Annotated in this window: 10 protein-coding genes; 8 read left to right on the top strand and 2 right to left on the bottom strand. The window is 44.3% G+C overall.

Going from position 1 to position 12,225, the window contains the following annotated elements; genetic code table 11:
* Window positions 1-88: 88 nt before the first annotated feature.
* On the bottom strand, window positions 89-2,425 hold the full coding sequence (locus B1L02_RS04405) for a DNA polymerase II (protein ID WP_088532240.1): 2,337 nt from the start codon (window positions 2,423-2,425) through the stop codon (window positions 89-91).
* Between the two features lie 167 nt (window positions 2,426-2,592).
* On the opposite strand from B1L02_RS04405, the gene dinG reads away from it, so the two are divergent.
* The 7 genes from dinG (at window position 2,593) to B1L02_RS04370 (ending at window position 8,298) form a co-directional block, all read left to right on the top strand.
* On the top strand, window positions 2,593-4,662 hold the full coding sequence (dinG, locus tag B1L02_RS04400; RefSeq protein WP_088530075.1) for an ATP-dependent DNA helicase DinG: 2,070 nt from the start codon (window positions 2,593-2,595) through the stop codon (window positions 4,660-4,662).
* Window positions 4,663-4,664: 2 nt separating this feature from the next.
* A complete protein-coding gene (locus B1L02_RS04395; protein WP_088530074.1) occupies window positions 4,665-5,444 on the top strand; it encodes a TSUP family transporter in 780 nt (259 codons plus the stop codon).
* Window positions 5,441-6,040, top strand: coding sequence for a primosomal replication protein (locus B1L02_RS04390; protein ID WP_088530073.1), 600 nt, complete (start codon window positions 5,441-5,443; stop codon window positions 6,038-6,040). Before B1L02_RS04395 ends, B1L02_RS04390 begins: the two co-directional genes overlap by 4 nt.
* Window positions 6,040-6,945: a histone deacetylase gene (locus tag B1L02_RS04385; protein WP_088530072.1), complete on the top strand. Its 906-nt coding sequence runs from the start codon at window positions 6,040-6,042 to the stop codon at window positions 6,943-6,945. Before B1L02_RS04390 ends, B1L02_RS04385 begins: the two co-directional genes overlap by 1 nt.
* Before the next feature lie 27 nt (window positions 6,946-6,972).
* Window positions 6,973-7,245: a late competence development ComFB family protein gene (locus B1L02_RS04380; RefSeq protein ID WP_010606573.1), complete on the top strand. Its 273-nt coding sequence runs from the start codon at window positions 6,973-6,975 to the stop codon at window positions 7,243-7,245.
* The gene (locus tag B1L02_RS04375) at window positions 7,242-7,403 is read left to right on the top strand and encodes a DUF2496 domain-containing protein (protein WP_088530071.1); all 162 of its coding nucleotides are present in this window, start codon (window positions 7,242-7,244) and stop codon (window positions 7,401-7,403) included. The genes B1L02_RS04380 and B1L02_RS04375 overlap by 4 nt, the downstream gene beginning before the upstream one ends.
* Before the next feature lie 100 nt (window positions 7,404-7,503).
* The gene (locus B1L02_RS04370) at window positions 7,504-8,298 is read left to right on the top strand and encodes an NPP1 family protein (protein ID WP_088530070.1); all 795 of its coding nucleotides are present in this window, start codon (window positions 7,504-7,506) and stop codon (window positions 8,296-8,298) included.
* A 61-nt stretch (window positions 8,299-8,359) separates the two neighbouring features.
* On the opposite strand, the gene B1L02_RS04365 is transcribed toward B1L02_RS04370, so the two are convergent.
* Window positions 8,360-8,824 carry a hypothetical protein gene (locus B1L02_RS04365; protein ID WP_088530069.1) on the bottom strand — a complete coding sequence of 155 codons (465 nt, stop codon included), beginning with the start codon at window positions 8,822-8,824 and terminating at the stop codon, window positions 8,360-8,362.
* A 286-nt stretch (window positions 8,825-9,110) separates the two neighbouring features.
* On the opposite strand from B1L02_RS04365, the gene B1L02_RS04355 reads away from it, so the two are divergent.
* Entirely contained in the window at window positions 9,111-12,221 is a 3,111-nt protein-coding gene (locus tag B1L02_RS04355) for an efflux RND transporter permease subunit (RefSeq protein WP_088530067.1), read from the top strand.
* Window positions 12,222-12,225: the final 4 nt, after the last annotated feature.

The raw sequence follows: 12,225 nt of genomic DNA, 5'->3' as shown, positions 1-12,225 counted from the left end.
ACAAAAAAGGAACTTTATTTTAGTGTATTTAACTAAATAATTAATTTTAGAACAGGAAGACGCAGGCAGTTTGATAGTACGATCTCGATTAAAGCAAATCGAAACTTTGCTGCCCATCAGAGCGAATTGATAGCTTAGAAGCATTTGGAAGCATCTGATATATAGGAAGAATTTGTTTTTCAACGTATTGATAGTAATCAATATCTACCAGCTTACCTTGCTGTGCGAACTTTGGTCCATCGGTACTTAAATAGTACGGTATTTGTGCCCCCTTTTTGGCGGTTTGCAACAACCCATCTTCGATAGCTTGTTTCGCCGCTTTTACTTGGGGAGGGATATTTTTTGTATATAATTCAACTGACTTACCAAGCTTCTTTTTATAAATGAGTTTTTCGTCTACTTTTCCAGCGAAAATCTCATTTATGTATTGATGGGTGATCTCAACTGTGTCGAGCCCGTCAAACAGCGCGCGAATTATTGCTTGTTGATATTCCTTTGCAATTTCCGTCCAATCACTACGCACGGTCTCCATTCCTTTAAAAACCAGCTTTTGCTCGCCAAGTTCTCTGATCTGCCCGACATAACGCTTTTTAGAGCCAACTTCTTGGCCACGAATGGTGGGCATAAAAAATGGACTGTAATGTGTTTCAAACTCTATTTCTAAATGACTGTGAAGGGCAAAGTCCTTCGTAAGCAGTGCGCGCCAGCGCTCGTTAATATCTGTCATCAATTGCTTACCTATTGCTTGGCACGCCTCGCTACTCAAAGACTCGGGTAAACAGACGAAAGTTGAGTCAGTATCACCATAAATCACTTCATACCCGAGCTGCTCAATCCAAGAGCGAGTTTGTTGCATTATTTGATGACCGCGCATCGTTATTGAACTTGCAAGACGTGGGTCGTAAAAGCGACAGCCTTTAGAACCAAGTACGCCGTACAAGCTATTCATGATGATTTTAATCGCCTGCGAGAGCATCATATCTTTGTCTAATTTAGCTTGTTCACGTGCACTGGAAAGCGCAGCGACTAAACCCGGTAAGTGATGTTCCGTGCGGCTAAATTTACCTTTATTAAAGCCATCAATGGCATATTCAGGATGTTGTAATCCTTCTATTAACCCCATAGGGTCAATGCAAAAAGTGCGGATAATTGAGGGGTAGAGGCTTTTGAAATCGAGTACCAAAATATTTTGGTAGAGGCCCGGCTTTGAGTCCATGACATAACCGCCGGGACTGTCAAAGTTAATGCCATGCTCAGATAAATTCGGTGCAATGTAACCGCTACGGTGTAGTAACGGTAAATACAAGTTAGTAAAAGCAGCGACTGAGCCGCCCATTTTTTCAAGTTCCAGTCCCGTCAACTGAGTTCGAGCGAGAGCAAAGTCAAGCAAGTTAAGTTTACTAAAAATGTCTAACACCAACTGACAATCTTGTAAGTTATACGCTGCAAGCGCCGGTTTATCATGATGAAACTGCCTGAGGATTTCCTCAAGCCTGTCATCCTGTGCGATAAGCTTGGTAGTACCCAAAATCTTCTCAGCCACAAAGCTCAGTTTAAATGTTTCAAAGTGATAGGTCGCATTTTTCATCATATCGATGCCATCTAGCATCACTCTCCCCGGAATAAACACCCGGGTATAGTTACCTTTGAAGGTAGACATTACTCCACCATCTCGCCCTATCGCAAGTGCGACGCCGTTAGCCTGTGCGCGTTCCACAAGTATTGCGGCATCGAACTCAATCACGTTCCATCCGATTAACACATCAGGGTCTAAACGATTCACTTGCGTTACTAGCTCTTCTAATAACGCAATTTCATCTTCAACCCAAACTACATTTACAGCAGCATGCTGCGCCTCACCTATCATGATCACCAGCTTTTCCGTATCGGTCACTAAACCCACCGAAAACAAGACCCCCTCGCCGTTACACTCTATGTCGATAGAAAGCATTTCAAGGTGTGGTCTATAATCATCACAAGCTTTAAATTGCGCCTGAGTAATTTCGATATAGCCTGATTTTTGCGTGGCTTTACCTTTGACCCAAGCGGCTCCGCGAATAAAGCGCTCCATTAAATAGCGGTCGGAATGGCGAATATCCTCTTCATATAATGCGACTTTATTTTCAAGTAGCTGTTTTGCCTCATAGAAGTGATTCAAGGTGCGAAATTTCACAACACAAACAGGGGCTTGATCGAAGTGCTTTAGTTGACTTGGCGAGATACTAAACTGCAACTTAGCGCGACTTAGCAGTAGTTCTACTTCCGTTTTTTTATCTTGTTTAATGAAAAAGAGGGGCTGCTCATCCTCTACCCACACCTTGAGTAACTGATGTTGCGATTTGAGCCAATAACACAAGCGCAGTTGGCCATTTACCTGCATCTGCTGTCTCGATAAAACAAAGCCCTGATATATCGCTTGTGCCAACTCCAATACCACCCTAAAATAGACGAATCACTGTAATTATATCCACCTGTTTATTGAACATAAAGTCACAAACAGAATAAAACCTATCCGTGAAAGCAGTGATTAACTAAAAATCGAGACTCAAGCGGTAGGTTTGCTTCATATTAGAATTCTAGGCTAAATAGATTATGCTCTCAGACAAACTAAAAAAAACCATCCGCCAAGCACATCAAAATGTCGCCTCCGCTTTAGATGGCTTTCATCCTCGTCCGAGTCAAAATTATCTGGTCGCCGAAATAGCAAAAACGCTCTCTGGTGATTATCACCGCACCCAACGTATTTGTGTCATTGAAGCAGGAACGGGCACTGGAAAATCTTTAGCCTACCTACTCGGCGCGCTTCCCGTTTCACTCTCAAGTAAAAAGAAACTTGTCATTTCAACTGCAACCGTTGCCTTACAAGAACAACTAATCAACAAAGAGTTGCCATTTTTAAAAGAACATTCAGGTATAGACTTTAAATTTGATCTTGTAAAAGGCCGTCAACGCTACATTTGTGTACAAAAACTGATGGCTGCCGTAAGCGATGATGACATGCAAATGTCGATGATGCCGACAACCAGCAGCCCGCTTTCTAAAATGGAGCAAAAATGCTTAAGAGAGTTAGCACTTGCATACCAAGAAAAGCGCTGGCAAGGTGACAGAGATAGCTGGGAAGACACAATTCCGGATAAAGTGTGGAATGTTATCGCCTGTGATAAACACGCCTGCCAACGCCAATTAAAGTCTCATCACTTATGCCCTTTTCATTTGGCTAGACAAAAGATTGCACAAATGGATGTACTGGTGATTAATCATGCCTTGTTGCTGGCCGACTTAGAATTGGGTGGCGGGACGATATTACCGGAACCAGAAGAAACATTTTACGTAATTGATGAAGCACACCACCTGCCCCATATTACCAGAGATTTTTCTTCTGCCGCAGCGACGATTAAAGGCACTATCGAATGGCTTGAAAAGCTACTCAAGTTTAGCGGAAAGATGGCAAACACAGTGGTTTCGCAAAAAGCCATCGGGCAGAATTTCAAACTTAACGATGCAGCTAATGATGCAGCTAAATACCTCAGATCAGTAAGAGATATACTCGATCAGAGCGACTTTACCTATAACGATGACGATACCTACCGCTTCAGTCATGGCGAAGTACCTGAAGCGCTCACCGTAAAAGCAAAAGATATCGCAGATGCCACGCAAGATGCGTTGCGTTGTCTTACCAAGATGCATGATGCACTGTCGGGCGATGTTTCAGACGGCGATGTGCAAGCATTTCTAGCCGATCCTTTGTTGGTTGAAAGTGGTCAATATATCAATCGGCTTGAACAACTCAACAAACTCTGGTTTAGCTATGCTCGAAAAGGCGACAGCGTGCCACATGCAAGATGGATAAAACGCTTAGAATACAAACACCATCACGACCATTTACTTTGCGATTGTCCGATTGAAGTCGGTTATTATTTGAAGGATAACCTCTGGCGAGAGTGTGCAGGTGCGGTGCTCTGCTCCGCAACCCTCAGTGCTTTGGGTACATTCGATCATTTCGCCCACGAAAGTGGGTTGGCAAAAGAGCCTGGTGTTAAATATATCAAGGCTGATTCTCCGTTTGATTATCCCAATCAAGCAACATTGCATTTGCCAAAAACCCAAACAGACCCAACGGATAAAGCCTTTAGCGATTATTTAGCGGATGCCCTGCCAACTTATTTAGACACCAATAAGGCCAACCTTGTACTGTTTGCTTCTTATTGGCAAATGAACCATGTGGTAGAGAAATTAAGAAGTAAAAATCTCAATATTTTAGTGCAGGGTGAGCTTTCCCGTGATGCCTTACTCACTCGCCACAAAGCAAATATCGACTTAGGTCGTGGCAGTATCTTATTTGGTACACAAAGCTTATCCGAGGGGCTAGATTTACCCGGTAAATACCTAGAGAACCTGGTGGTGACTAAGATCCCTTTTGCCGTGCCAACGTCCCCTATTGAGGAAGCCCAAGCGGAATTCGTGCAAAGTAAAGGTGGGAATCCATTTTTATCTATCACGGTACCCGATGCTGCAAAGAAATTAGTACAAAGCTGTGGTAGACTGCTGCGTAAGGAATCAGACTCCGGCCGTATCACCATCTTAGATAGACGTTTAGTTACAAAACGTTATGGCAAAGCCATGCTTGATACTCTGCCACCATACAAAAGGCAAATTGATTAATAATGTTTGAACTCGCTTTAGATCCCACAACTTGGGGGTTACTTTGCTTAGTCGCACTGGCTGCTGGATTTATTGATGCAATTGCAGGTGGTGGTGGGCTGTTGACGGTACCAGCTTTGCTTACTGCCGGCCTTCCTCCACATTTAACTTTAGGTACCAACAAGCTTGCCGCGAGTTTTGGCTCATTAACCGCGAGCTTTACCTACTATAAAAAGCAGTTATTCAAACCTAGCTTTTGGATTGGTTCTATTATCGCCACCGCGATAGGTGCCGTATTGGGCACGCTACTGGTCGATTTTCTGAGCATCGAGTTTTTAAATAAGCTTATCCCCGTTATTATCATCGCAGTCGCAATTTATAGCTTAGTCGGTAGACTAAGCCCAACAGACTCTCATACCTTGCCAGAAGCTAATCAAGCACTGAAAATCAAGCAATGGGCGCAAGGGTTATCGTTGGGGTTTTTTGATGGTATGGCAGGGCCTGGTACTGGCACGTTTTGGACTGCATCGAACAGTATGCTCTATAAAATGAGCTTACTTTTAAACTGTGGCCTTGCTCGCTCAATGAACTTTGTTTCCAATTTTATCTCGCTTATCACCTTTGTAGCCTTGGGCCATGTTAATTTTATGCTGGGCATCACAATGGGCGCATTTTTAATGTTGGGTGCTTGGCTTGGTGCACACTCTGCCATTAAATTTGGCAACAAACTGATCAAACCACTCTTTAACACTGTGGTTATTGTGCTTGCAGGCAAGCTCATTTTCGAGGCTTATTTATCATGAGTACAGGGCTTATCAAGCTTGAGCAACAAGTCAGCCGCTTAAAGCAACAAGCAGCGCAATTTGACTCCGCGAAATGGTTTGATAAGAATCGTTATATGCAGGCGCAACCCAGCTTATTTGATGCCCGTGTATTTCGCACTAAAAGCTTAAAGCTCAGTGACTATGTTGAAGAAATAGCAGAAGCAATGTCCCATCTGCCGCCAAGTGAGCAACGTCACGCCTTTACATTTGCCATCGAGCGGATAGGCTCGCAAATGGAAGCCGTGTTGAAGGTGTTAAAATCAACCCCCGTCTGGGCGAAAGAAAACAAACTGAATACACCTAAAAAAGCCAAAGTGTATAAGAAGGCCGTGCAGAAGATAATGCAGTCGTCCCATGAGTTATATCAGGAGCTGTCGCAAAATCATGAATTTGAGCGTCGATTGCAAGAAATGATTGATATTAGAAGGTTACAGATGGACAAAGCAGATCCCACTCAGGCTACCAAGCTCAATGCCGAAATATTAGCCCTTCATGCCCGCCTTGGTCGCTGTAGAAAAGCCATTTCCGCCACCGAGCAAAAAATTCAAGAAGTTGAGAAAAGTCAGAGCCGTTAATGCTTTACTACCACCCTATTTATAGCGAGCTAAACCTGCCAGAGAAGCACCGCTTCCCCATCAGCAAATATCAAAAATTGTATCAACGAATAAACGCCTGTAAATTTACCCACTTTATCAAACAGCCCGAGCAAAAAATCACACCTGATGCGCTGCAGCTTTGCCACGACAGTAATTACGTTGATGCCTTTCTAAGCGGCACGTTGAGCGAAAAAGCGATAAAGAAAATGGGCTTTCCGTGGAGTGAGCAACTCGTGGAACGCACTTTGATTTCTCTAGGTGGCAGTTTAGCGGCAGCAAAGTATGCACTTGAACATGGATTCGGAGCAAACTTAAGCGGCGGCTACCATCACGCACATCGCGATTTTGGCAGCGGATTTTGTATATTTAATGATTGGGCAGTGGTCGCAGCACTACTCATCACGCATCAACAGGTTGAGCGAGTGCTGATCTTTGATTGTGACGTGCACCAAGGCGATGGCACTGCTACTATCACAGAGAATAGAAACGATATCATCACCTGCTCCATCCACTGTGAAAGTAACTTTCCTCGCGTTAAACCGCAATCCGATTTGGACTTTGCCTTACCAATTAATACACAGGACGCGCAATATTTGGCAACTGTCCGCGAAGCCTTACAACTTGCTACCCGTTTATACCAGCCAGACATCATCCTCTATAACGCAGGCGCAGACGTTTACCAAGGTGATGAACTAGGACACTTTAGTGTTTCAAAGCAAGGTGTTAAAGCTCGAGACACGATAGTATTTGAGTATGCACATCGCCTCAAGATTCCATTAGCTTTTGCTCTTGGTGGGGGCTATCAGCGCAACGTTGATCATCTTGTAGATATCCATCAACAAACCTTTTTGGCTTTGTTCGATAACCCCGCTATTATGATATAAACTTAAAAGGAATGTGCAGGAGGCTGTATGAAGTTACATGATGATATTCATAATTATTATGAAAAGCTGGTAGTCGAACATATCGTCCGTCGTAAGTTAGATAAAATCTATGATGAAGACGTAATGGCTGACTTTTGTTGTACTGTTTTGAACCAACTTCCATCGCGTTATATTCGCTACGATGTCGACATGGAGTTTTACCTGCCGCAGCCTGAGCGTGTAAAAATGGAACAAGCGGTAGAGCGTGCGATTGATTTTGCCATTTCGCAAATCGCTAAAAAGGAACAATTTCAAGTATGAGTACCCCTTTAGAACAAGCGCCAACTCATGTAAAGCTTGCCGTCGACCTCATTATGTTGTTAGAGGAGCATGATCTCCCTGTTGAGGAAGTGGTGGCTGCACTTGAAATTGTCAGATCTGATTTTCAAAACAAGCTAGATAAACAACAAAAAACTTAACATTAAATATACATTTAAGTCATACTTCTTTTTTAACCTTAGACTCTAATTGATAGCAGTTGCGAAGAACGGTACAACTGCATTTATTAAGGAAAGAAGTATGACAACAACAAAACTCCCTTTATTATCCCTCGCCATTATTGCAGCGTCTACTCAGTACACTTACGCCAATAACTTTGCGGCGTTAGACGAAGCCTTACCCGCACCTTACATTATTAACGGTACTGAACCTGTGTTCGATTTTGACAGTGATGGTTGCCTGCCTAGTGCTGGGATCAGTAGAACTGGTGTGCAAAATTCAGGGCTAAAAACATCGGGCCGCATCACAGGTGATTGCCGAGATAATCAATTTTTAAATACGTCTAATACTGTGCATCGCTACGCCTGTAAAACAACGGCTAGCGGCGAATATTGTGGACATTTCTATGCACTTTACTTTAAAAAAGACCAAGTGTTTGATTACTTTGGCGGTGGTCACCGACATGACTGGGAGTATACAGCGGTGTGGACCCGAGATGGAATAGTAACACATGGTAGTTATAGCGCACATGGCGACTTATTCACTAAACCTGCTGATGAGCTCCCCTTCGAGAATGGTCATTTAAAAATTGTTTATCATAAAGATGGCATTTTGACCCATGCAATGCGCTTCGCCAAATCAAACGAAATCGCCGAAAACAACTATCACCGCTTTGTCACTCCCGCTATTATCAGTTGGTACAAAATGACTGGAGATGGAATTTCAAATGCGGAATTACGAGAAAAGCTAAATCAGTATGATTATGGCTCCGCCACTTTGCCCGTAAAAGATAATCGCTTCCTAAATAACCTCAACCGTTTTAAACCAAGTGGCTACCCAACGTATACACAAAGTGACGTAGACAATGCTCAGTAATTGTTAAGACAAACCCACCTCACCAGTTGGTGAGGTGGTCGATATGTTGTACCAATTGGTATTAGCCTGCGTCTTGATTCTGCCTGAGCAGCCTTGCTCGCTCTAGCTTATATTGTGCGAAAAAAATACTATCCATTTCACTTGTTTGCGGGTCGATAAAGTAGGCGATATCGCTTCGATATGGTTCCGGTGAAAAGTGTTTGCCGTCTTCCCAGTAAAGCACAGCATGCTTTACTAGCTCACCAAGATAGGTGTGATCCCACGCATAGTGACAAAAGCCATGGTGTTCGCCCAAATTGGGGGAGTATTTTTTTTCAATATGCTCCACCTGCCCAGTATTTTTGTAATCCGCAAATTGTTTAGCGTCTTGCTCCGCCGATTGGGGATCGGTGAAGTAGGCAATATCACGCCTAGGTGGTAAGGCTTGAGGTAATCCAAATTTATCCGTTACACCACTGCACTCTACGACGATCCACTGCACAAAATGTGCTCCGATAATATGGTCCCATTTCAACGCAACGTACATATAACCTCCTTTTGAACATCATTTATCAATTATTGCAAAGAACTGATCATGCTCGGCTAAGTTTAGTCACTTCTATTGATCTTACTAGTACAAGTTTATTTGCCTTTAATTCAGATCAAAAAGTTTTTTCAAACTATAAAAAGCGTTACAAGGTATTACAGAAATACGCTTTATCGCTTATTTTCGCCGATTTAGCGCTAACTTTAGCAAACATGAATTTCACCTTACTGGCACTTTTTTTACATCACACTACAATGCAGAAAAAGCAAGATTGGAAATATACCAAATGAACGTGACACGCAGTTCGCTAAAAAATCCAGCGAGTGTAATTGTCATCTTGGTGTTGATTATTTTATTTGGGCTGTTGAGTGTATTTAAACTGCCCATTCAGTTGACGCCAGATATTGAGCAACCACAAATCACGATTTTCTCGGGATGGCGCCAAGCCGCCCCAGAAGAGATAGAATCAGTGATCATTGAACCGCTAGAAAATGCGGTAAAGAACACCCCCGGCGCCCTTGAGGTGAATACCAACATCAACCGCGGTAATGGCTCTATTACGCTAACATTTGCGGTGGGTGCGAATATGCAACAAGCGATGTTAGATGTGCTAACAAGCTTAAATCAAGCCCCGCCGTTGCCACTTGATGCGCTAGACCCAGTCGTGTTTGCCGGCGGTAATAATGGTGAAGCAGCAGCCACGTTGCTGGTCACGCCCAAAGACTACCAGTCAAATAGCCTCGACTTTGATATGGCGCAGTTTCAAAAGCAAATCGACGAGTTTATTGAACCGAGACTTGCCCGTATTCCCGGCGTGGCACGTGTCGATTTAGCAAGTGAGCGGCCAAAAGAGCTGCGTATTACTTTCGATCCGCACAAAGCTGCCGCGCTTGGTATTAGTTTAGATCAAATCAGTAATGTACTTGCAAGCTCTCGCGACACTTCTGGGGGTCTTGCCAATGTTGGACGCCGTCAATATACCGTGCGATTTACCGGCCAGTACGACCTTTCCAGTATGGCGCAAATGCGCGTCGGCTATTCGGGGGACAGGCCCATCTACTTGGGTGATATCGCCAGTGTTGAACGCACCTTTTCAGACCGCTTAGGCATGAGTGGCCGCAATGGTAAACCGGCCTACTATATTCGGATCTCACGGGCCAACGAGGCAAATACCGTTGCCTTACTTGATGAAATCAACCTTGCAATTGATGAATTAAACCAAGGGCCGCTGGCTGAAAATGGTTTGTCGATTGAGCTCAGCTTTGATGCCTCCGTCCACATTCGTAATGCCCTTTCTTTAGTAAAAAGTAATTTAGGCCTTGGAGTACTCTTATCTTGTTTAATTCTATGGCTATTTTTTAGAGGCTTAAAAGCAACCTTGGTGATTGCAGCTACGATCCCCATCTCGTTGATGGTCGCCTTTCTAGCGCTTAATATCTTTAATCGTAGTCTGAATGTGATCTCATTAGCGGGGTTGGCATTTGCAGTGGGCTTAGTGCTGGACGCCGCTATCATAGTCCAAGAGAATATCTCTCGCTTAAGAGCACAAGGATTCGATAACAAAAAAGCCGCTTTAAAAGGCGCCGCACAAGTGACCGGTGCACTATTTGCTTCGACAACCACCAGCGTCGCCATCTTTTTACCTATCCTTTTTATGGCGGGTATTGAGGGGCAACTATTCTCCGATTTAGCACTGACACTCTCGATTGCCGTTATTGCGTCAATGCTGTGTGCAATTACCCTTATTCCACTGGCAAACCATTTGTGGCCAGACGCTGAACTAAAACCAGATCCTTATCACCAATACTGGCAGAAACTCACCAATTTCATCATGACGTTGACCAATAATAGAGTAAAGCAACTTACTTGGATTGGCGTATTACTGGGTGGCTCGGTGGTTGCAACCATGACCATGCTGCCAAAAACTGACTTTATGCCAAGAGCCCCTACCGACGGCTTTTTCTTTAACCTCATGACACCACCAGGTGGTAACGTACAGTTTATGGAAGAAGAACTACTGCTGCGCGTGAAAAAGCGCTTAATGCCCTATTACCAAGGCGAAAAAGAGCCGGGTATTAAAGACTTTAACTTTTATGCGTTTGGCTCTAATGCAGGGGGATTTATCTATTCAGCCGACCCTCAACGTGTTGGAGAGTTGATGAAAGTGGCCAAAGAAGAAATCTTTGTGGATCTTCCCGATACTCAAGTGTTTTTCTTTCGCGGATCCATGATCCAAGTCGCCAATGGCGGCGATGGTCGCGATATCAATATTGACCTCACCGGTCCCAATATGGACGACCTAATCTCAGGTGCTCAAGTGGCTTTGCAGGCAGTGCAAGCAGCGCTACCTGAGGCAACTGCCAGACCTCAACCTCGGCTGGACATGGCAGAGCCAGAGCTTAGATTAACGCCCAATGATCGCAGGATCACCCAAGCAGGATTAACGCGTCGAGATGTGTCTCAAGCAGTACAAGCTTATACTGGTGGATTATTCGTCAATGAGTATTTTGATGGTAACGAGCGTATGAACGTTATCCTTCGTGGTATCCCTTGGCAAAGCCCTGAAGAACTAAAAGCCTTGCCTATCGTTACACCTCAATCAGGAATTCAAACTCTTGGCGAGTTGGCAAATATAGAACGTACGGTTGGCCCGACGCAACTGCGACGTGTTAATGGCCGTCGCACGGTCAGCATTGTTGTCACGCCTCCGGCTGATATGAGCCTGCAGCAAGTGCAAACCATCTTGAGTGAACAGGTAATGCCAAAAGTGCGCGCAAGCCTACCGGCAAGCGCCGGTGCTATTTTGGCGGGGAATGCGCAAAAGATGAATTCCGCAATGGAAGAAATGGCGTTGAATTTTGTCCTCGCATTGTTCATTTTGTTCTTGTTAATGACCGCACTGTTTAAGTCCGCCAAAGACAGTGCCTTAGTATTATTAGTGATGCCACTGGCTATCGCAGGCGGCGTACTGGCTCTGTATATCTTAAACCTCTTTACCTTCCAATCCTTGGATCTACTGACCATGATAGGCTTTATCATCTTGCTTGGGCTGGTCGTTAATAATGCCATTTTGCTAGTAGATCAGACCCGGGTTGCGATGGCTTTTGGCATGAGCCGTGAAGCATCGGTCAGACAAGCGGTGTTACTAAGAGCAAGGCCTGTCTACTTGAGTACCTTGACCAGCCTGTTTGGTATGCTGCCACTGATGCTCATGCCAGGCGTAGGATCAGAAATCTACCGCGGCCTTGCTACCGTCATCGTCGGTGGCATGGCTATCAGTGCATTATTTACCTTAGTGTTGATGCCGAGTTTATTACAACTTGGGCGGCAAACTCCGCCATCCGAAACAAACAAATCAACGGCCAAAGCCCCGCTCAGCCTAGTTGCCAATCAGTGAGTAG

This window comes from Pseudoalteromonas piscicida, from assembly GCF_002208135.1.
In the GTDB taxonomy this organism is placed as follows: domain Bacteria; phylum Pseudomonadota; class Gammaproteobacteria; order Enterobacterales; family Alteromonadaceae; genus Pseudoalteromonas; species Pseudoalteromonas piscicida_A.
Note: the sequence above shows the minus strand (reverse complement) of the source record. Positions and strands in the feature narration are given on the sequence as shown.

Excerpts from the sequence above, each read along its gene's own strand:
- dinG (WP_088530075.1), top strand. The coding sequence starts at position 2,593 with ATGCTCTCAGACAAACTAAAAAAAACCATCCGCCAAGCACATCAAAAT.
- B1L02_RS04395 (WP_088530074.1), top strand. The coding sequence starts at position 4,665 with ATGTTTGAACTCGCTTTAGATCCCACAACTTGGGGGTTACTTTGCTTA.
- B1L02_RS04390 (WP_088530073.1), top strand. The coding sequence starts at position 5,441 with ATGAGTACAGGGCTTATCAAGCTTGAGCAACAAGTCAGCCGCTTAAAG.
- B1L02_RS04385 (WP_088530072.1), top strand. The coding sequence starts at position 6,040 with ATGCTTTACTACCACCCTATTTATAGCGAGCTAAACCTGCCAGAGAAG.
- B1L02_RS04380 (WP_010606573.1), top strand. The coding sequence starts at position 6,973 with ATGAAGTTACATGATGATATTCATAATTATTATGAAAAGCTGGTAGTC.
- B1L02_RS04375 (WP_088530071.1), top strand. The coding sequence starts at position 7,242 with ATGAGTACCCCTTTAGAACAAGCGCCAACTCATGTAAAGCTTGCCGTC.
- B1L02_RS04370 (WP_088530070.1), top strand. The coding sequence starts at position 7,504 with ATGACAACAACAAAACTCCCTTTATTATCCCTCGCCATTATTGCAGCG.
- B1L02_RS04365 (WP_088530069.1), bottom strand. The coding sequence starts at position 8,824 with ATGTACGTTGCGTTGAAATGGGACCATATTATCGGAGCACATTTTGTG.
- B1L02_RS04355 (WP_088530067.1), top strand. The coding sequence starts at position 9,111 with ATGAACGTGACACGCAGTTCGCTAAAAAATCCAGCGAGTGTAATTGTC.